Source organism: Micromonospora rosaria (assembly GCF_001567585.1).
Classification (GTDB): Bacteria; Actinomycetota; Actinomycetes; order Mycobacteriales; family Micromonosporaceae; genus Micromonospora; species Micromonospora rosaria.
The window spans coordinates 1-19,133 of the sequence record NZ_LRQV01000135.1 but is presented as its reverse complement, the minus strand read 5'-3'; the positions used below and the strand labels follow the sequence as shown (position 1 = coordinate 19,133).

25 protein-coding genes and 1 tRNA gene are annotated in these 19,133 nt (G+C 74.8%); 4 read left to right on the top strand and 22 right to left on the bottom strand.

Features of this window, described 5'->3' with window-relative positions; all coding sequences use genetic code 11:
• Positions 1-107 precede the first annotated feature (107 nt).
• From AWW66_RS26405 to AWW66_RS26335, 15 genes are all read right to left on the bottom strand, one after another.
• Entirely contained in the window at positions 108-827 is a 720-nt protein-coding gene (locus AWW66_RS26405; protein WP_067371638.1) for a DivIVA domain-containing protein, read from the bottom strand.
• Complete coding sequence (locus AWW66_RS26400; protein WP_067371634.1) at positions 824-2,002, bottom strand: globin domain-containing protein; 1,179 nt, start codon at positions 2,000-2,002, stop codon at positions 824-826. The genes AWW66_RS26405 and AWW66_RS26400 overlap by 4 nt, the downstream gene beginning before the upstream one ends.
• A 3-nt stretch (positions 2,003-2,005) precedes the next feature.
• Positions 2,006-2,410, bottom strand: a complete 405-nt coding sequence (locus tag AWW66_RS26395; RefSeq protein ID WP_067371631.1) for a group I truncated hemoglobin — start codon at positions 2,408-2,410, stop codon at positions 2,006-2,008.
• Between the two features lie 332 nt (positions 2,411-2,742).
• Positions 2,743-3,330, bottom strand: coding sequence for a MerR family transcriptional regulator (locus tag AWW66_RS26390; RefSeq protein ID WP_067371629.1), 588 nt, complete (start codon positions 3,328-3,330; stop codon positions 2,743-2,745).
• Between the two features lie 206 nt (positions 3,331-3,536).
• The gene (locus tag AWW66_RS26385; RefSeq protein ID WP_067371626.1) at positions 3,537-4,001 is read right to left on the bottom strand and encodes a bifunctional nuclease family protein; all 465 of its coding nucleotides are present in this window, start codon (positions 3,999-4,001) and stop codon (positions 3,537-3,539) included.
• A gap of 243 nt (positions 4,002-4,244) precedes the next feature.
• Positions 4,245-4,949: a transcriptional regulator FtsR gene (gene ftsR, locus AWW66_RS26380; protein ID WP_211272108.1), complete on the bottom strand. Its 705-nt coding sequence runs from the start codon at positions 4,947-4,949 to the stop codon at positions 4,245-4,247.
• Between the two features lie 50 nt (positions 4,950-4,999).
• Complete coding sequence (odhI, locus tag AWW66_RS26375) at positions 5,000-5,452, bottom strand: oxoglutarate dehydrogenase inhibitor Odhl (RefSeq protein ID WP_007071101.1); 453 nt, start codon at positions 5,450-5,452, stop codon at positions 5,000-5,002.
• A 214-nt stretch (positions 5,453-5,666) separates the two neighbouring features.
• On the bottom strand, positions 5,667-6,047 hold the full coding sequence (gcvH, locus tag AWW66_RS26370; RefSeq protein WP_067371620.1) for a glycine cleavage system protein GcvH: 381 nt from the start codon (positions 6,045-6,047) through the stop codon (positions 5,667-5,669).
• 54 nt (positions 6,048-6,101) lie between these two features.
• Positions 6,102-7,130, bottom strand: a complete 1,029-nt coding sequence (locus tag AWW66_RS26365; protein ID WP_067371617.1) for a DUF881 domain-containing protein — start codon at positions 7,128-7,130, stop codon at positions 6,102-6,104.
• Between the two features lie 9 nt (positions 7,131-7,139).
• A complete protein-coding gene (locus tag AWW66_RS26360; RefSeq protein WP_007071104.1) occupies positions 7,140-7,472 on the bottom strand; it encodes a small basic family protein in 333 nt (110 codons plus the stop codon).
• Positions 7,469-8,392, bottom strand: a complete 924-nt coding sequence (locus tag AWW66_RS26355; protein ID WP_067371614.1) for a DUF881 domain-containing protein — start codon at positions 8,390-8,392, stop codon at positions 7,469-7,471. The genes AWW66_RS26360 and AWW66_RS26355 overlap by 4 nt, the downstream gene beginning before the upstream one ends.
• Positions 8,389-9,018 carry a cardiolipin synthase ClsA gene (clsA, locus tag AWW66_RS26350; protein ID WP_067371611.1) on the bottom strand — a complete coding sequence of 210 codons (630 nt, stop codon included), beginning with the start codon at positions 9,016-9,018 and terminating at the stop codon, positions 8,389-8,391. The genes AWW66_RS26355 and clsA overlap by 4 nt, the downstream gene beginning before the upstream one ends.
• Positions 9,019-9,271: 253 nt before the next feature.
• Positions 9,272-9,739: a MarR family transcriptional regulator gene (locus tag AWW66_RS26345; RefSeq protein ID WP_067371608.1), complete on the bottom strand. Its 468-nt coding sequence runs from the start codon at positions 9,737-9,739 to the stop codon at positions 9,272-9,274.
• 50 nt (positions 9,740-9,789) lie between these two features.
• Complete coding sequence (locus tag AWW66_RS26340; protein ID WP_067371605.1) at positions 9,790-10,977, bottom strand: PP2C family protein-serine/threonine phosphatase; 1,188 nt, start codon at positions 10,975-10,977, stop codon at positions 9,790-9,792.
• Between the two features lie 66 nt (positions 10,978-11,043).
• Positions 11,044-11,802, bottom strand: coding sequence for an SAM-dependent methyltransferase (locus tag AWW66_RS26335; RefSeq protein ID WP_245648498.1), 759 nt, complete (start codon positions 11,800-11,802; stop codon positions 11,044-11,046).
• 125 nt (positions 11,803-11,927) lie between these two features.
• Here AWW66_RS26335 and AWW66_RS26330 point away from each other — a divergent pair, with 125 nt between their 5' ends.
• The 3 genes from AWW66_RS26330 to AWW66_RS26320 all read left to right on the top strand — a co-directional run bounded on the left by AWW66_RS26330 (position 11,928) and on the right by AWW66_RS26320 (position 13,587).
• Complete coding sequence (locus AWW66_RS26330) at positions 11,928-12,809, top strand: universal stress protein (RefSeq protein WP_067371602.1); 882 nt, start codon at positions 11,928-11,930, stop codon at positions 12,807-12,809.
• A 92-nt stretch (positions 12,810-12,901) separates the two neighbouring features.
• Positions 12,902-13,111: a phosphatidylethanolamine-binding protein gene (locus AWW66_RS26325; RefSeq protein WP_067371600.1), complete on the top strand. Its 210-nt coding sequence runs from the start codon at positions 12,902-12,904 to the stop codon at positions 13,109-13,111.
• The gene (locus AWW66_RS26320; RefSeq protein ID WP_067371597.1) at positions 13,108-13,587 is read left to right on the top strand and encodes a hypothetical protein; all 480 of its coding nucleotides are present in this window, start codon (positions 13,108-13,110) and stop codon (positions 13,585-13,587) included. Before AWW66_RS26325 ends, AWW66_RS26320 begins: the two co-directional genes overlap by 4 nt.
• An 87-nt stretch (positions 13,588-13,674) precedes the next feature.
• Here AWW66_RS26320 and AWW66_RS26315 read toward each other — a convergent pair whose 3' ends face one another.
• A complete protein-coding gene (locus AWW66_RS26315; RefSeq protein ID WP_157527964.1) occupies positions 13,675-13,878 on the bottom strand; it encodes a hypothetical protein in 204 nt (67 codons plus the stop codon).
• Between the two features lie 106 nt (positions 13,879-13,984).
• Between AWW66_RS26315 and AWW66_RS26310 the strand changes: the two genes are divergently transcribed.
• Positions 13,985-14,632, top strand: a complete 648-nt coding sequence (locus tag AWW66_RS26310) for an HhH-GDP family DNA glycosylase (RefSeq protein WP_067371592.1) — start codon at positions 13,985-13,987, stop codon at positions 14,630-14,632.
• 10 nt (positions 14,633-14,642) lie between these two features.
• Here AWW66_RS26310 and AWW66_RS34025 read toward each other — a convergent pair whose 3' ends face one another.
• The 6 genes from AWW66_RS34025 to nrfD all read right to left on the bottom strand — a co-directional run.
• The gene (locus AWW66_RS34025; protein ID WP_157527961.1) at positions 14,643-14,819 is read right to left on the bottom strand and encodes a hypothetical protein; all 177 of its coding nucleotides are present in this window, start codon (positions 14,817-14,819) and stop codon (positions 14,643-14,645) included.
• A 74-nt stretch (positions 14,820-14,893) separates the two neighbouring features.
• The gene (locus tag AWW66_RS26305) at positions 14,894-15,091 is read right to left on the bottom strand and encodes a hypothetical protein (protein WP_067371589.1); all 198 of its coding nucleotides are present in this window, start codon (positions 15,089-15,091) and stop codon (positions 14,894-14,896) included.
• 75 nt (positions 15,092-15,166) lie between these two features.
• Complete coding sequence (gene selB, locus AWW66_RS26300; protein WP_067371586.1) at positions 15,167-16,921, bottom strand: selenocysteine-specific translation elongation factor; 1,755 nt, start codon at positions 16,919-16,921, stop codon at positions 15,167-15,169.
• 1 nt (position 16,922) lies between these two features.
• Complete coding sequence (gene selA / locus AWW66_RS26295) at positions 16,923-18,215, bottom strand: L-seryl-tRNA(Sec) selenium transferase (RefSeq protein WP_067371583.1); 1,293 nt, start codon at positions 18,213-18,215, stop codon at positions 16,923-16,925.
• A 45-nt stretch (positions 18,216-18,260) separates the two neighbouring features.
• Positions 18,261-18,356, bottom strand: a tRNA-Sec gene (locus AWW66_RS34020).
• A 65-nt stretch (positions 18,357-18,421) separates the two neighbouring features.
• The coding region (gene nrfD, locus AWW66_RS26290) for an NrfD/PsrC family molybdoenzyme membrane anchor subunit (protein WP_067371580.1) at positions 18,422-19,133 on the bottom strand (712 nt) is incomplete at its 5' end.

Below are 19,133 nucleotides of genomic sequence, written 5' to 3'. Positions count from 1 at the left end.
TGGTCGGCTCCGTTCCGCGAAGGGCTGACAGGTACCCACCTAACCCGCGCCGGGTACCGCCGGCCAGGCCCCCACGGGCAGTCCTACGGCCCCCGCCGGGGGCGCGGCTATCCCCGCGGCGGTTGTTGTCGGGGCAACGCCGCCCGGGGATGCCCGGCCGGCGCCGGAACGCCGGCGCCGGCCTCCCGGGTCAACCGGTCCATCGTCCGCGCCAACTGCTGACTGCCGTCGTCGAGGTGCCGCGACGCCGCCTGCATGTGCGAGATCATCATCTCGCCGAAGATGCGCAGCGCCTCCCGGGTGGCCACCGCGTCGTCGGCCCCCGCGCCGGCCGACGACCGGTACTCCTGCACCGCCCGTTCCGCCTCGGCCCGCGCCTGCTCCGCCGCCGCCTGCAGGTAGCTGTCGTACTGCGTGCGCGCGTACTCGGCGACCCGCCGGGCGTAGTCGTGGGCCTGCGCGATGATCTGCTCGGCCTCCCGCTGCGCCGCCGACAGCAGGTTCACCTCCGTCGCCGCCGGCGCCGGCGGGCCCGACGACGCCGCCGGGGTCGCGCCCGCGCTCGGGATCACCCCGTGCCGGTGCAGCTCCACGTGGTCGTTGAGCCGTTCGTTCTCCGCCCGTACCGTCGCGAGCTGCGTGGCCAGCAGGTCCAACTCGTCGGCCACCTGCACCCGGAACCGGTCCACGTCCGCGTGGTCGTAGCCGCGCCGGGTGAACGACGCCGACCCGAACTCCCACCGGCGGACCCGGTCCGCCGTCATCCGCACCTGCCCACCCCCGGACACCTGGCCACCGTCGTACCTGTCGATCGAGGTCGCACTCACCGGACACCTCCGGAACCGTCAGGGGCCGTGCCCGCCCGCACCGCCGTCCGCCACGCCGGCCCGTACCACTGCGCGCCGGACCCCTCGTGGTGGATCTGCCCGGCGTGGTAGCCGGCCCGCGTCAACGCCGCCACCGCGTGTGCCACCGCCGCGTCCGACCCGCACACGTACACCTGCCGGGCCCGCCAGTCACCGTCGGCCAGCGCCCGGTCCACCGGGTGCACGAACTCCCCCGGCCGGGCCAGGTCCACCCCCACCACGTAGCTGACCGTCAGCCACGGACACGCCGACGCCAGCTTGTCGATCGCGTCGGCGTCGTAGAACTCGCTGCGCGAGCGGGCGCCCACGTACAACGCGACCCGCCGGCCGGAGCCCTCCCCGGCGACCTGCTCCACCAGCGCCTTCACCGGCGCCCACCCGGTGCCGGCGGCCAGCAGCAGCAGGTCCGCCGACCCGGCCGCCCGCAACGTCAACCGGTCCCCCACCGGGGCCGCCAGGTGCACCTGGTCGCCGGCCGCGCACCCGTACACCAGCCGCGACGACACCGCCCCGCCCGGCGCGGCCCGCACGTGCACCTCGATGGTGCCGTCGGCGCGGGGCGCGTTCGCCGGCGAGTAGTACCGCCAGGAGCGCACCGCCGGATGCGACACCCCGATCGACTGGCCGGCGGTGAACGGCAGCAGGTACTGCGGGCGCAGGGTCAGCACCGCCACGTCGAAGCCCCGCCGGTCGTGCGCGACGATCTCCGCCACCCACCACGGCGGGGACACCTCCTCCGCCGCCTGCGCCGCCTCGGTCATCACCCGGGCGACCAGCCCGTACGCCGCAGCCCAGTCCCGGGCCAGGTCGTCGGTCCACTGGTCGGCCAGGAAGTGCCGTACCGTCGCCAGCAGCGCCTCGCCCACCGCCGGGTAGTGCTCCGCGCGGACCGCGAACTTGCGGTGGTCGGCTCCCAGGTCCCGGAGGAACCCCGCCAACCGGTCCGCCTGGTCCACCTGGGACACGATGTGCCCCAACGCGGTCACCAGCCGGTCCCGCTGCCTGGCCATGTTCGTGGGGAACATCTGCCGGATCTCCGGGTGGGACAGGAACAACGTCGAGTAGAAGTACAACGGAACCTGGTCGCCGTGCGCGGCGACCAGGTTCCAGCTACGCGTGAGCCGGGCCGCGTCCACCGCTCAGGCGTCCGGACCGGTCCCGGGGGCCACCACCTGGTCGCGCACCTGGGCCAGCACGGTGCCGACGTGCGCCAGCACGTCCGCCGGCACACTCAACCCGGTCAGCGTCGCGGTCAGGTGCGCGCCCACCAGCGCGTAGTGGTCGCCGGGGATGCCCAGCGGGTGGTGCGCCTCGGCCAGGCCCCGGCCGGCGTAGGTGTCCGGGCCGCCGAGCACCACGGTCAGCATCGCCGCCAGGTGCCGGCGCTGACCGGACATGTCGACGCCGGTGAAGTACCCGGCGAGCGCGGGGTCGGCCAGGACCCGGTCGTAGAACGCCTCGACGGCGGCGGTGACCGCGCCGGCGCCGCCGATCCGCTCGAAGGGGGTGCGGGGGGTGGACTCTTCGGACACGGTAGCCGTCACGGCCGATCCTTCCGCCGGTGGAGGGGACGAGGGGCAGCGGACCGCGCACGCACCTCGCCGCCGGGCCCGACGGACTTCGTGCGGAAGCGGACCGATGACGGACGATAGCGTGCCGGCCTCGCCGCGTCACCGCCGCCCTATCGGAATCCCGACACGCAGGTCACCCACCGTGACATCGAGGTGGGGTGGCGTCGTCCACGGTGGAACCCGGGCAGCCGGGCCCACCACCGTGGGAGGGGCCCGGCGGTCCACCCGGGACGCCCGGTGCCGCGTCGACGGGCCGCGACCGACGGTCACCCGGGCCCGCTGTCAACCCTTGAGGGTGCGAGGGATCAACCCGCCCGGCGGCGGGCCCGCCGGGCCGCCAACTCGTCACCGACCGTCGGCTGCGGCGCGGGCGACGTCTCCGGCGCCGCCACCGGCTCCGCCGGCAGGTGCGACAGCGACCCCTGGATCTCCTTGAACGCCCCACCGATCGCGATGCCGAACACCCCCTGGCCGCCCTGCAACAGGTCGACGACCTCCTCGGGGGACCGGCACTCGTACACGGTGGTGCCGTCCGAGATCAACGTGATGCCGGCCAGGTCGGCGACGCCCCGCGACCGCAGCGCCTCGATCGCCCGGCGGATGTTCTGCAGGGACACCCCGGCGTCCAGCAGCCGCTTCACGACCTTGAGCACCACCAGGTCGCGGAACGAGTACAGCCGTTGCGTGCCCGACCCCGACGCGTCCCGGACACTCGGCACCACCAACGCCGTCCGCGCCCAGTAGTCCAACTGCCGGTAGCTGATACCCACCGCGTGACACGCCGTCACACCCCGGTACCCCACCGAATCGTCACCGTCAGTCATCGCACCCGGCGGGGTCGTCCCCGGCTGGTGGTGCTGAACACCCGGATCGGAATCTCGCGGCTCCTGCATCCCGACACCCTCCCCGCCCGTGCGGTGACACGTCGCCTGCGGGACGTGCACCCCTCGACACGGCAACCCTATAGCGACCTTCAAGAGTTACCGTGGAGAAACCACCGCGACACGCCGCGCAGCCACAATCCCCGCCCCCCGGCGAGCCGTCACCGCCCGTAACCGTCGGCGGACCACCGGGACCCGGGCACCACCAGGGAGACGCCTCAGCCCGCGAAATCCTCCGGACTCACCTGCTCCAGGAACTCGCGGAACTTCTCCACCTCGTCCTCCTGCTCGTCGGGAATCACGATCCCCGCCTCGCTGAGAACCTGCTCCGCACACCGGATCGGGGCGCCCACCCGCAACGCCAGGGCGATCGAGTCACTCGGCCGCGCCGACACCCGCACCCCGTCACCGATCAGCAGATCGGCGTAGAAGACGCTCTCCTTCAGCTCGGTGATCTCCACCGCCCGCAACGGCGCCTGCAACGCCGCCAGCACGTCCCGCAACAGGTCGTGCGTCAACGGCCGGGCCGGCTTGACCCCCTGCTGCTCGTAGGCGATCGCCGTCGCCTCGACCGCGCCGATCCAGATCGGCAGATAGCGGTCCCCCTCGACCTCCCTGAGCAGGACGATCGGCTGGTTGCTGGGCAGCTCCACCCGAACTCCGACCACGCTCAGCTCGCGCACCGCCGCCTCCGTGTCGTTGTCACCCTATGCCCGCACCGTGCCTTCCCTGAACGGTACACGGACCGCTACCCGGCGGTGGAAGGCGCTACCAGCCCACCCGCCGCGCCCCGGAAAAGGCGGTTACCCCGGCAAGCCTACGACACGCCCACCGGAAGCAGATCATCACGCTCCGCACCACCGGCACGCGAACCCCGCGACCGCCCGTTGCCGGGCGCGCGGGCGGGCCACCGCCGACACCGGCCGTCACCGGCCCACCGTCGACCGCAACCCCACCCGCACCAACGCCGCGTGCAACTGCTGCGACAGCGCCACCAGCTCCCGCGCCGTCTCCGCCGCCCGCGCCCGCGCCGCCGGATCACTCTGCCGCGCCAACGGCGCGACGAGCTGCGCGAACAGACCCACCTCACGATCCGCCGCCGTCCGGTACCCGCGCAGGTGCCGCGGCTGGATCCCGTACGCCGCCAGACCCGCCACCGCCCGCGCGATGATCAACGCGTCGCCGTCGTACCAGCCCGGCGGGTCGGAGACCACGATCCCGAGCCGCTCCAACTCGCCCAACGTCGACTCGTCGATCCCGCTGCGCGTGACCAGGTCCACCCGGCCCATGCGCACCTGCGCCGACTCCGCCGGCGGGTCCGCCTCCGGCCGGCCCGGAACCTCACCACCCGGACCCACCGCCACCAACGTCGGCCGCGGCGGGTCCGGGCCCTCACCCGACGCGTCCCACCCGGCCAGCTGCTCCCGGATCACCCGCAACGGCAGGTACTGGTCCCGCTGCGCGGTCAGCACGAACCGCAACCGTGCCACGTCGTCCCAGCTGTACTTCCGGTAACCGGCAGCCGTGCGCTGCGGCTCCACCAGGCCCTCGGCCTCCAGGAACCGCAACTTGGAAATGGTGACGTCCGGGAACTCGACCCGCAGCTGGGCCAGCACCTCGCCGATACTCATCAGCGGGTGCGCGCGGGCCGCCCCCGGCGGCGTCGACGCCGCAGGCTCGTTCACCCCCGGCCGGCCTCCTCCTCCGGACGCGGACCCGCGATGAAGACCACCCGGAACTTCCCGATCTGCACCTCGTCACCGTTGCTCAACGTGGCCGCCTCCACCCGCTCGCGATTCACGTACGTGCCGTTCAGGCTGCCCACGTCCCGCACCGTGAACGTCCCGCCGTCACGGTGGAACTCCGCGTGCCGCCGCGACACCGTCACATCATCCAGGAAGATGTCACTGTCCGGGTGCCGGCCACTGGTCGTCACGTCATGGTCCAGCAGGAACCGGGCACCGGCGTTCGGACCGCGACGGACCACCAGCAGCGCCATCCCCGGCGGCAACGAGCCGGACATCCGGCTCGGCACCACGTCGGTGTCCGGGCCCTCCAGCACTTCGTCGAGCGAACCGAGATTGAGCGTCGAAGTGACGTCGAGTGGGGGGAACTCGTCGTCTGGGCGCGTCATGGGACCACCTCACGGATCTGATCGGTCGCGTCGGGTATCCGGGTCTGGCCGCCGGGCAGTCGCACACCCGGCGGCTGGCTCCCCGTGCCAGGGAAGGCAATTCCGCAACGCTCAACTATTGGGTTCTCGGTCGACTGGGCGAGCCTAGCCAGCGCCGAAATGCAGGGCAACCGGACGCGCGGAGAAGCCCTCCACGACAGCCCGGGCACACGACTCAACTCTCGGTGAGCTCGCGGTAGGCGTCGGCGGTCAACAACCCGTCCACCGCCGCCGGATCGTCCGGCGTGATCTCCACCAACCACCCGTCACCGTACGGGTCAGCGTTGATCACCTCAGGAGTGTCGGCCAACGCCTCGTTGCGCGCCGCCACCGTCCCACCCACCGGGGCGTAGATCTCCGACACACTCTTGGTCGACTCGATCTCACCCAGCGACTCCCCGGCCGCCACCACGGCCCCCACCTCGGGCAACTGGACGAACACGATGTCACCCAGCGCGTCCTGCGCGAACTGGGTGACACCCACCCGCACAGTCCCACTGCCGTCGCCCACCACCCACTCGTGCTCGGCGGTGTACCGCAGATCCTCAGGAATCACCAGACGCGTCCTTCATCCATCGGTGCACCGGAGAACCGGTGCCGGCCGCGCCGGTCACTCGACCGGACGGGCGTGTTCCAGCTTGGTCGGCTCGTGCAGCGCCGAAACCTCGACGACCTCACGCTCCTCGACGATCACGTTACCGCCGGCCCGCGCCACCGCGGCGACCACCCCGCCGGGAATCCGCAACGCCGTCCGCATCGTGTCCGGCTCACCGATCACCATGATCGTGTACGGCCCCGACAACCGGCGACCGTCCACCAGCAACCCGCCGTTCTCCGCGTCCAGGAAGTACGTCGACGCCACGATCCGCACCGCGTCCCCACCCGCGCCCGCGATCTGCATCGCCTCCGCCCCGGCGCCCCGCAGCTCCTGCACCGCGTCCAGGACCCGGAACGCCTCCAACGGCTTCGACACCGACTCGAACCGCACCGACAACCCCGGCCCCGACGCCGGCAACGTCCCCGCCAGGATGCCCAACTCGTCGGCCCGCCGCGTCGCCTCCTCCAACGCCGCCTGCCGCCCCGCCACACCCGAGGTCAACTGCCGCTGGCTCTCCTCCAACGCCGCGATGTCCTGCCGCAGCCGGTTCTCCCGCTGGTCCAGATCCGACAGGATCCGCACCAGGTCCTCCTGCCGCGCCGCCGTCAACGACGGATCCGTCGACGTCGTCTTCAACTGCACCACCAGGGTGAACCCCAGCAGCGCCAACAACACCGCGATCACCACACCGGCCGACCCGAACCGCCGCACCGGCCGCGCCGACGCGGCGGCACCCGGCACGTCCGGGGCGTCCGGGGCGTCCGAGGCCCGCGACAGGTCCAGCGTCGTCCCGCCGTCGTCGTCCGCCGACCGCCCGGCCGACGACCCCGACTCCGTACCGGGGTCGGGGTCCGCGTCCGGCGGCCCGGCGACCGGACCCGCCGGCACCGCCTCCGACCGCTCCGCAGGCCCCCGCGGCGCCAACCCGCTCACCTCGTCCGCCGCCGGCGCGTCCGGCCGTGGATCCGGCTCACCCACCGGCCCCGACGGCCGACCCGACGCCGGCCACCCCGTACCCGTCTCCGCGTGCTCCTCGCTCACGCCACCAACCTACGCCCGGAACAGGTGCCGGCGGATCGCCGCCACGTTCCCGAAGATCCGCACCCCCAGCACGACCACCACACCGGTGGACAACTGCCCACCCACCCCCAACTGGTCACCCAGGTACACGATCAGACCCGCCACCAGCACGTTCGAGATGAACGACACCACGAACTGCTTGTCGTCGAAGATCCGGTCCAACTTCGCCCGCACCCCACCGAACACCGCGTCCAACGCCGCCACCACCGCGATCGGCAGGTACGGCTGCAACGCCGCCGGAACGGTCGGGTCCAGGTACACCCCGAGCACCACACCCGCGAGCAACGCCAGCACCGCGATCACCGGCCACCTCCAGAAGGGCTGGGAGCCGTCCGCGACCCGGACGGCTCAGCGGAACGGTCCTGCGACACCGACGGACTCGGACTGACCGCCGGCCGCGCGTAGCGTAGCCGCGGCTCCGCCGCCGCCGGCAGGGTGAGGTCGTCGGCCCGCCGCACCCCGAACGAGATACCGGTCTTCGCGGCGACCTCCCGCATCAACGCCGCCGCGCCACTGCCGTCGAACCGACCCCGCAACTCACCCGACCCGATCGCCGACACCTCGTACGGCCCCGTCACCGGCCGGAAGTCCACCAGGATCGCGTCCCCCGCCGACCGGATCGTCGACGTCGCCGTCAACCGCTGCCCGTTGATCGCCACCGCCTCGGCCCCCGCACCCCACAACGCGTTCGCCACCCGCTGCAGATCGCTGTAGATCACCCGGGACGGCCCACTGGAACCCGTCACCGCGTCCGGATTGTTCGGCGCGTCGGCCAACCGCACCACCACACCGTCACCCCGCACCCGACCGACCCCGGTGCCCGCCTCCAGGTCCCGCAGCCGCGCCGCCGCCGACCCCGTCAACGCCGCCGCCCGCAACCGGCTCACCTCGGCCCGCAACTCGTCCGACCGCTCCGTCAACCGGTCCGACTGCTGCTCCCGCTCCCGGATCTGCGTCACCAACCCGGCCCGCGCCTGACTGCGCCCCGGCTCCTCCGCCACCGTCTGCCGGTACGCCACCGCGAACAGGAACCCCAGCACCACCAGCACCACCAGGCTCACCGTCCGCGCCGGCCACCCCGGCCCCGACGACCCACCGGCCGCCCGCCGCGCCGCCGCGTCCGTGTACCCCGGATCCAACGGGTTGCGGAACAACTCGGTCAGGAAGTCCGGCGCGTACACCCGGTCCGGACGGCTCCGCCGCTCACCGGAACCCCCGCTCACGACGACGCTCCCCGGCCCCGCACCAACCGACCCGCCTGCACCACGTACATCCCCCCGGCCACCCAGTAGAGCACCAGACCCCACCAGGCCAGCCCCCAGCCGACCGCCGCCGCGGCCGTCGCCGCCCCCGGCACCGCCGCCGCCACCAACAGGATCGGGAACGCCGCCAGCAACAGGAACGTGGCCGTCTTCCCGACGTAGTGCACCGCCGGCGGACCGTACCCGTACCGACGCAACACCGCCAGCGACCCGAGCAGCAACACCTCCCGCGCGAACAACGCCACCGTGAACTGCCACGGCACCACCTCACGCACGGTGAACGCGATCAACGTGGCCAGGATGTACAACCGGTCGGCGAACGGATCCAGCAACTCACCCAGCCGGCTCACCTGACCCAACCGGCGGGCCACCCACCCGTCCACCCAATCCGTGGTGCCACCGATGGCCAGCACCACCACCGCGGCGACATCCGCGCGCAGGGCCAGGAACAGGTACAGGAACAGGGGCACCCCGAGCAACCGGACGAAACTGATCAGATTCGGCAGCGTGAGAACCCGGTCCCGCGTACCCGCCCGCCCGTCACCCGAGGACGGCCGGGGCCCTGCCCCAGCGGGCCGACGCGACACCGTACCTCCCCCCGCGGGCGCGTCCCGACCCCCGAGCGTGACCGGACGGCACGAACGCACGCACGCGGTGCCACCGCCGAACCCCGTCGCCCACCCCGGGCGGGACCGCCTGATACGGCCCACGATCGGTCGATCGCGGGCCGGTGACTTGCGCTGCCACTATAACGGGCCCTGTTCCACGGCTTCGTCGGTGACGTTTTGCCCGATCCGATGTGACACGGCTCACCCACGCGGGCCGGAAGAACCCGCCGACTCAGGCCGACCGGGCCGGCGCGTCCGGTGCGTCCGCCACCTCCGCCACCGCCGCCTGACCGAACGCCACCAACGCCCCCAGCAACTCGTGCTGCACCCGACCCGGCATCCGGTCCAACACCACCTGCACCGCCCGGTACCGGCGCTCCTTCACCTCCCGCAGCAGATCCTCCGCCGCCGTCGTCAACACCAGCCGGACCTCCCGCCGGTCCCGCGGATCGGCCACCCGCCGCAACAGCCCCGTCGCCTCCAACCGGTCACACAACCGGCTCGCCGACGACGGCACCACATCCAACAGCACCGCCAACCGGTTCACGTTCAACCCCGGCCGCCCGGCGACCAACGCCAGCACCCGCAACTGCGTCGGCGACACCGTCAGGTTCTGCCGGGACACCGCCGCGTCGAGCACACCGACCAGCGCCTCGGCTGCCGCCTCCACCGCCGCGGCAAGGTTCGGAGCTCGCTCCACCCGCTGTCCCCTGCGATTGTCCCGCCCGTACTCGGCCGCCGCCCCCTCGGCTACTGCCCGCATCCGTCCCCCCGACCACGGGCACCGTGCCAGTCCAGACAGACGACCACGGCATCGTCGCGCAGATCGGAATCGGCGTGATAGGCGTGCAGCTCGCGCATCACCGTACCAACAGCCTCCGTCGCCGGCTGCAGCCGTGTGGACCGCATCGCCCGCGCCATCGCCCGCTCCCCGTACGCCTCCTGACCGGACGGATCCGCCGCGTACACCCCGTCGGAGACCACGAACAACCGGTCCCCCGGCACCAGCTCGAACTCCTGCACGTCGTACCGCGTCTCGGCGAACATCCCCAACGGCAACTGCTGCTCCAACGCGATCGGCGTCACCACCCCACCCCGCACCCGCAGCACGTGCGGCGACCCCGCGTCCACCGCCCGCACCCGCCCCGACCCGGTGTCCACCTCCAACAGCAACGTCGCCACGTGCCGCGCCCCCCGATGCTGGTAGTAGAGCGTGTCCGAGGCCAACTCCGCCTGCTCCACCAACCCGCCACCGGACCGGCGGGCGTTGCGCATCGCGTTCACCGCCACCGCCGTCAACATCGCCGCCGGCAACCCGGTGCCCGTCCCGTTGAGCACCGTCACCGTCAACCGGTCACCATCCACCGACCAGTCGAAATGGTCACCACCCACCGTGTACGCCGGATCGAGCTGCCCGGCCAACAGGAAACTGCCCTGGTCCACACTGCGCCCCGGCAACAGGTCCCACTGCATCTCCGCCGCCATGCTCAGCCGCTCCCGGCGCCGCACCCGCTGGTACCGGTCCGTACCCCGGTCCGCCGCCCGCAACGCCACCGCCACCTCACCGGCCACGTCCCGCGCCACCGCCACGGCCCCCGCCACCGGCGCCGCCGGCAACTCCACCAGCAGCACCCCCACCCGCTCCCCCCACACCGTCAACGGCAGGTACACCCGGCACCGGCCGTCGTCACCGGTGTCCAACACCGGCTGCTGGCTGCTGAAACACCGCTGCGCCACACCCTGGCAGGTGAGGAACCCGGCGTCGGGAAGCTGCGGATCCAACACCGGCCACAGCCCACTGATCCGGTAGTCGGCGATGAACACGTCGGTGCGCAGCGCGCCCAACGCCGACCGGATCGCCCGGTCGGCGGCCTCGGCCAGCCGGTCAGGCGGCACCTCACGCAACGCGCGTGACACCAGCGCGGGCGCATCCGGCATGCTCGTCCTCCGAAGATTCTTGCAGTAGGGCAAGCATCATACGAAGGAGACCCGCCGGCCCCGCGCTCAGTCCGCCCGCACCGCCACCCCACCGTGGAACGCGTCCGGCACCGCCACCGGCTCACCCTCCGGACGCCACCGCGCCACCGGCACGATCCCCTCCCCCGTCGGCACCCACCGACCCAACAACGACCGCATCACCGCCGGCTCCCGCATCCGGTACGCCGGCCCCATCATCGCCAACGCCTGCGGATACGCCGCCAGATCCGTCCCGTCGAAGTCCACCGCCAACCGGCTGCCCGGCGCCGCCGCCGCGTACACCTCGTCCAACGTCCGCGCCACCGTCTCGTCGTCCAGGAACGCCGCCACCCCGAGGAACACCACCCCCACCGGCCGCCGCCCCCACCCCGGCACGAACCGGTGCAACTGCGCCGGATCCACCGTCCCGATGTCGGTCGCGTCCCCGAACCCGTACCCCGCCCGGTCACTGCCGGCCAGGATCCGCTGCCCCAACCGGATCGTCACCGGATCGACGTCCGTGTACAACACCGACGCCTCGGCCGCCACCTCGTGCACGTTCCCCCGGGTCGGCACCCCCGCACCGAACACCAGGAAACTGTCCATCCCGTCCGCGACCATCGACCGCACCGCCCGCCCCAGGAACGCCCGCAACTCCCGGAACACCGGCGCACACGGCCCGTACGCCCCCTCGAACGCGGTCGCCGCCGCGACGTCCACCGCCGCGTGATGCTCCCCACCCAACCAGTAATCGATCATCCGAGCCGTACTCGGCTGCTCCGCCTCGACCAGGTCAGCCCCAACCATCGACGACGCTCCCTCCCAAATGGATCACGTCAGGGTACCCACCCCACCGATGCCCCGGTATCGCCCCGACGACAGCCCCCACCCGGCGATACTGGCCCCGGTACCGACGAGCCAGGAGGCGCGGGGTGAACACGGCGGACGGCGCAGCGGTGGTGGTCGGCGTGGACGGCTCCCCCGAAGCGCTCGACGCCGTCCGCCTCGCCGCCCACCAGGCCGACCGCCACCACCGACCCCTGCGCGTCGTCCACGGCTTCATCTGGCCCAAGCTGCGCGTCGCCACCGGCCCACCCCCCGACGCCCCACCCGGCGGCGGCCTGCGCCCCGCCGCCGAACACCTCGTCGCCGAAGCCGTCGCCACCGCCGAGGCCACCGTCCCCGGCATCCGCGTCACCGGCGAGATCATCGACGGCGAAGCCGCCGCCGTCCTGCTCGGCGAAGCCCCCGCCGCCACCATGATCGTCGTCGGCGACCGGGGCCTCGGCGGGTTCACCGCCCTGCTCGTCGGCTCCGTCGCCGTCCAGGTCGCCGCGCACGCCCCCTGCCCGGTCCTGGTCACCCGCGGCACCCCCCACCCGCACGGCCCGGTCGTCGTCGGCGTCGACGACTCCCCCCGCACCCGCGACGCCGTCGCGTTCGCCGCCCACGAGGCCACCACCCGCGGCACCCACCTGGTCGCCCTGCACGCCTACCGGCACCCCGCCTCCACCGGCCCCGGCGACATGCAACCCCTCGTCCACGACGAGGCCGCCCTGCGCACCGAGGAGGACCTGGTCGCCGCCGAAGCGGTCGCCGGCCTGGCCGACCACTGGCCCGACCTGCCCGTCACCCGCCGCACCGTGCGCGGCCGGGCCCGCACCGCCCTCGTCGACGCCTCCCGCGAGGCACAACTCGTCGTCGTCGGCGGACACCGCCGCAGCGTCCTCGGCGGGCTGCTGCTCGGCTCGGTCAGCCAGGCCCTCCTGCACCACAGCGCCTGCCCGGTCGCGGTCACCCGCACCCCCGACTGACCCCGCCCGGCCGCCGGCCACCCGCCGGGCATGGCCCGGACCTGGCCGGGTAGACGCCCCCGGTAGCGCACAGCGACTCGCGGGGAGGCGACATGCCGGGACCACGACCGGGCAGCAACGCGTACGACAAGGAACGCGCGCGGCTGCGCGACCTGATCGAGAACTCCGGGCGGGCGGCGGACAGCGAGGCCAACGACGTCGCCAACCGGATCCTGCAGGACGACCGGGGCCAGCGCGGCGTGGTCCGGGGCGAGCGCACGTACGGGCCCAAGGGCGAACGCGAGCCGGGTGACCCGAAGTGAGCCCGGCGCCGGTCGTCGACGGGGCCATCGCCGGCGCGGTGGGCAGCGTCGCGCTCAACGTCGTCAGCTACCTCGACATGGTGGTCCGGGCCCGCCCGGAGAGCAGCACCCCGCAGGAGAGCGCCGGCCGCCTCGCCGACGTCACCGGGCTGGACCTGGGCCCACCGGAGCGGGCCGCGAACCGCCGCGCCGGGCTCGGCCCGGTCCTCGGGTACGGCCTGGGAATCACCGCCGGCGCGGTCTTCGCCCTGCTCGCCACCCGTCGCCGGACCCCGCTGCCGGTGGCCGTGGGGCTGCTCGGCGGTGGCGTCATGGCGCTCTCCGACGGGTCGATGACGGCGCTCGGGGTGACCGATCCGCGCGCCTGGCGTCGTACCGACTGGGTCGCCGACCTGGTGCCGCACCTGGCGTACGGCCTCGCCGCCGCCACCACCTGGCGGCGGTTGCGCTCGGGTGGTGGGGGACACCACCCGTAAGGCGTCCTAGGACATTGGTGGGTACGGGGAGCAACTACAGTGCCGGCCCGGGAACCGCAGGGTTCCCGGGCCGGCACTGTGCCGTGGTCAGCGGTCGTCGCTGTCGTCGTCGGCCACCGGCGCACCCGCCGGGCCGTACGGCGACACCTGCCCCTGCGGCACCGCACGCCCCTCGTCCCCCCGGGACCCGGCCCGCCCACGCGGACCGCCCGCCGGAGCGGGACCCTTCGCGTCCTGCACCGCCTGGTTGCGCGCGTTACGGCGCAACTCCGGCTGCTGTGGATTCGTCACGGTCGTCTCCCCCCTGCGCATCGATGACCACCCCGGCCGGCTTACCCGCCGCCGCTGCGGACACACCCGCACGACTGACCCGCCGGCCCGGCGGGTACCCCCGGTCATGGCCGACGACCGCACGACGGTGCGGGCCCTGCTGCACCGGCAGGGCCGCACCTACGCCGACGAGGCGGGCATCCGGCTGGCCGACCGGCCGGGCCCGCTGTACCAGCTCCTCGTGCTCACCACGCTGCTGAGCACCCGGATCCGCGCCGGGGTGGCCCTCGCCGCCGCCCGGGAACTCTTCGCCGCCGGATACCGCACCCCGGCCGCGATGGCCGCGGCGAGCTGGCAGGACCGGGTCGACGCGCTCGGCCGGGGCCACTACCGCCGCTACGACGAACGCACCGCCACCATGCTCGGCACCGGCGCCCAGCTCTGCCGGGACCGGTGGCGCGGCGACCTGCGGCGACTGCACCACGACGCCGACGGCGACCCGGGCACGCTGCGCCGGCTGCTCACCGCGTTCCCCGGGATCGGCCCCACCGGCGCCGACATCTTCCTCCGCGAGGCGCAGGCGGTCTGGCCGGACGTGCGCCCCTACGCCGACCGGCGGGCGCTGGCCGGGGCGCGGCGCCTCGGCCTGCCCACCTCGACGGCACGCCTGGCCGACCTCGTCGGCGGGGCCGACTTCGGCCGGTTCGCCTCGGCGCTGGTGCGGGTGGCCCTCGACGGCGACTCCGCCCGGGAGGTCGTCGCCGCCGCCCGCTGACCGGCCGGGGTCACTTCGCCGCCGGCCGGGTCAGGTGCCACACCAGGGCGGCGGCGAGCAGGGCGAGCACGATCAGCCCCCCGGAGATCCCGCCGTCCTCCCCCGGCTCCCGCCCGGTGGTGCCGAAGTAGATCACCGCGACCCCGGCGAGCACCGCGAAGAAGGTCCGCCATCCTCGGTCGTTCACAGCCGGACGGTACGCGGCGACCGTGGCGCTCTGCCCCCGGTTGCCCGGATGGTCCCCCGTCCGGGTACCGCCGCTCAGTCGGCCTCCAGGTCGTCCAGGGAGATCGCGTGGCTCATCAGCCACCGGGCCAACGCCGGCATCCCGAACAGCCACAGCGGCGCCGACTCGGTGGTGCCGTTCGTGGCGAAGACGGCGAACCGCAGGTCCGGCGCCCGGTACGCCTCGATGCGCCACCGGTGGTTGCGGTCCCGCCAGACCGCCGAAGGGTCCACGCCCCCACCCTAGGACAGCGGCCCGCCCCCGACCGGCGGTGCCGCCGAACACCCGCCGGCCGACCCGGGGACCGGTCAACCGACGGAACGGGTGTCGTCGGGGTGCCGACGGGTCACCCCCCGCCCGTCCAACACCTCCAGCAGGGGCACCGCCACCCGGCGGGTGGTGTCCAGCGCCTGCCGGGCCGCGCTGAGCGTGAACGGCTGCGGCAGGGCCGCCAACACCCGCGCCGCCTCGTCCACCGCCCCCGGCAGCAGCACCACCGACCCGGCCAGCCGCAGCAACGCCCCGGCCCGTACCGCCGCGGCGATCTCCCGGGGGCCGAGCCCCAACTCGGTCAGGCGCTCGGCCTCCGGCGCCCGGAACGGCCGGTCGACCAGGTCGGCCCGCAGCCGGGCCACCGCCCGCGCCACCGGCTCGGGCAACACGGCGGCACCGGCCACCCCGACCCGGCCGGCGGCCAGCCGCAGCGGCGCCGCGACCAGCGCCTCCACCACCACCCGGTCGGGCAGGTCCAGCCGCTGCCGCAGCACCTCCACCGGCGCCCCCGGCTCCAGCGGATGCTCCCCGGCGTACCGGGTCACCTCGGCCACCAGGGCGCCGCGCAGCCGCCGCCAGTGCCCCGGGTCGGCCAGCCAGTCGGCGGCCACCGGACGGGCACCGGCCGGGTCCACCCCCATCCGGGTCAGCGCCGCAGCCCGGACCAGGCCCCGGCGACGCAGCTCACCGGCCAGGTCCGGTCGCCCGTCCAGCCCGGCCAGGACCACCGCGCGGGCCGCCGCCGCACCCCGGCGGGTCAGCGGCGGCGGGTCCACGTCGAGCACCCGCACCCCGCCGGCCACGTGCCGGCGACCCGGGTCGCGCAGCACCGCCCGGTCCCCGACCAGCAGCGGCAGCGCACGGGCCAGCCGCAACCGGGCGGTGTCCACCCCCAACGGCCGGACCCGGGCGGGCACCGCCGCCGCGCCGACGTGCAGCATCACCGCCGCCGGCAGGTCGGCCACCGGATCCCCGGCCACCCGCACGTCGACCAGGTCGGTGCGGTGGAACCGGCCGGGCGTCAGCAGCGCGTCACCCCGGGCCAGCCGCTCCCGGGACACCCCGCGCAGGTTCACCGCCACCCGCGCCACCGCCGTCACCTCGTCCCGGGCCACCCCGAGCGCGTGCAACCCCCGCACCCGCACCGGCTCCCCGGCCTCGGCCAGCACCAGGGTGTCCCCGACCCGCAACCGGCCCGCGCCCAGGGTGCCGGTGACCACCGTGCCGCTGCCCCGCACCGTGAACGACCGGTCCACCCACAGCCGCACCGGGGCGTCCACCACCGGCGGCGGCAGCCGGGCGCCCAACCGGTCCAGCGCCGCCCGCAGCTCGGGCAGCCCCGCCCCGGTCACCGCGCTGACCGCGACCGCCTCCACCGCGCCGAGACCGGCGGCGGCGAGTTCCGCGCGGGCCCGCCGCAGCGCCGGCCCCGGGTCGGCCAGGTCCGCGCGGGTCACCACCAGCAGCCCGTGCGACACCCCGAGGGCGTGCAGCGCGGCCAGGTGCTCCGCCGACTGCGGCATCCACCCCCCGTCCGCCGCGACCACCACCAGCGCGGCCGGCACCGGACCGACCCCGGCGAGCATGTTCGGCACGAACCGCTCGTGCCCCGGGACGTCGACGAAGGCCACCGTGCCACCGGAGGGCAACGTCGTCCAGGCGAACCCCAGGTCGATGGTCATGCCCCGGCGGCGTTCCTCGGCCCACCGGTCCGGTTCCATCCCGGTCACCGCCCGGACCAGGGTGGACTTGCCGTGGTCGACGTGCCCGGCGGTCGCCACCACCCACATGTCAGTCGCCGGCCGGCACGGCCAGCACCGCGTCGCGTACCACCGGGTCGGCCTCGACCGGGACGCACCGCAGGTCCAGCAGGAGCCGGCCCCGCACCACCCGGCCCAGCACCGGCGGCCGACCGGTCCGCAGCGGCCCGGCGTACCGCTGCGGCAGGCTCAACGCCCACGACGGCAACTCCACCCCCGGAGCGCCACCGCCACCGACCACGGCCACGCTGGACACCGTCTCGGCGGGACGGCCGGCCGCGTGCAGGGCGACGCGCAGCCCCTCGACCCGGTCCCGCAGCGCCGACGGGTCGGCGTGCAGGGCCGCGTGCACCGGGGTCACCGGGGCGCCGAGGGTCGCCGCGAGGGCCGCCAGGGTCAGCTTGTCCACCCGCAGCGCCCGCGCGAGCGGATGCCGGCGCAGCCGCTCCACCAGGCCGGCCCCGCCCAGCAGCAGCCCGGCCTGAGGACCACCGAGGAGCTTGTCGCCGCTGGCGGTGACCAGGGCCGCCCCGGCGCGCAGGGTGCTCGCCGCGTCCGGCTCGTCGGGCAGCAGCGGGTCGGCCGCCAACAGCCCCGAACCGATGTCGGCGACCACCGGGACACCGAGGGTGGCCAACTCCCGCACCGGCACCGCCCGGGTGAAGCCGGTCACCACGAAGTTCGACGGGTGCACCTTGAGCACGAAACCGGTGCGGGGCCCGATCGCCGCGGCGTAGTCGGCCAGGGTGCTGCGGTTGGTGGTGCCCACCTCGCGCAACCGGGCCCCGGTGCTGGCCACCAGGTCCGGCAGCCGGAACCCGTCGCCGATCTCCACCAGCTCGCCCCGGCTGACCACGATCTCCCCACCGGCGGCCAGGGCGGTCGCGGCGAGCACCAACGCCGCCGCCCCGTTGTTGACCACGTGCACCGCACCGGCGTCGGGGACGGCGGCGGCGAGCGCGTCGAGGGCGTCGCGGCCCCGACGGGCCCGCCGGCCGGTACCCAGGTCCAGCTCGACGTCGGTGTGCCCGGCGGCGGCGACCACCGCCGCGACGGCCGGCGCGCCCAGCGGCGCCCGCCCCAGGTTGGTGTGCAGCACGACGCCGGTGGCGTTGAGCACCGCGCGGGGAACCGGCGACGGCAACGCGGCCACCGCCGCCTCGGCGACCCGCTCCGGGGGGATCTCACCCCGCCGGGCCCGGTCCTGCGCCCGGCCGATCGCGACCTTGACCCGGTCCCGGCCCACCGTCGCCACGGCGGCGGCCAGACGGGGCTCGGCCAGCAGCGTGTCGGTGCCCGGCACCCGCCGCCGCAGGTCGCCCATCCCGTTCCACTTTCGGTCGTCCGGTGCCGGCGAGCCGACGGCCCGTGGCGGAGACGGACGGGAATCGAACCCGCCTGGCCCGGATCCCGGACCACACCGGTGTTGAAGACCGGGAGGGGCACCAGCCGCCTGAACGCCTCCAGGCAGCAGTGAACCACAGCCCGACCCGGGCCGCGCGGCCAGGTGCGAAACCGGCCGACGCCGCTTCAGCCCGCCCCGGCCGCCCGACGGGCCAGCCGCTCCCGCTGCGGCAGCACCGTGTACTTCGGATCCCGGGCGGAGGCGACCCCAGCGTGGAAGACGCCGAACCGGGTGGCCAGCGACGCCGCCAGCAACGCCCCGCCGGAGAGCGCGGCGACCACCCGGTGCCGGCCACCCAGCACCGCGCCGGCCACCCCGGCGACGGTCAACGCCCGCCCCACCCGCAGCAACCGCCCCGCCGTCCCGGTCCGGTAGGGCTCGCTGAGCAGACCCAGGCGGGTCTCCACCCGGTGCGCCCCGTACAGCTCCAGGGCCGCGCCGGCCACCGCCATCCGCCGCGCCGGCCCGCTCTGCGCCGGCGGCACGGCCAGCAACCCCACCCCCGCGCCGCTGGCCAGGGCGCTGCCCGCGAAGAGCACCGGCAGGTCCGGGTACGCCTCATGCCACGCCGGCACCGCCGTGTCGGCCAGCAACACCCCGGTGTACGTGGCCAGGGCCGGCGCGGTGGCCGCGGCGACCAGCCCGGCCGCCGACCCGGCCGGGGCCAGCAGCCGACGGCCCACCCCGAGCACACCCCGCTCCGGCAGCCACGGCCCCGCCTCGGCGACGGCGGCGACCCCGGCCGCCGGCCCGAACACGGTGAGGATCCAGGTGCCCACCGACATCGGCGAGGTCAGCTTCGCCACCCGCAGCATGTGGTGGAACCGGGCCGGCCGA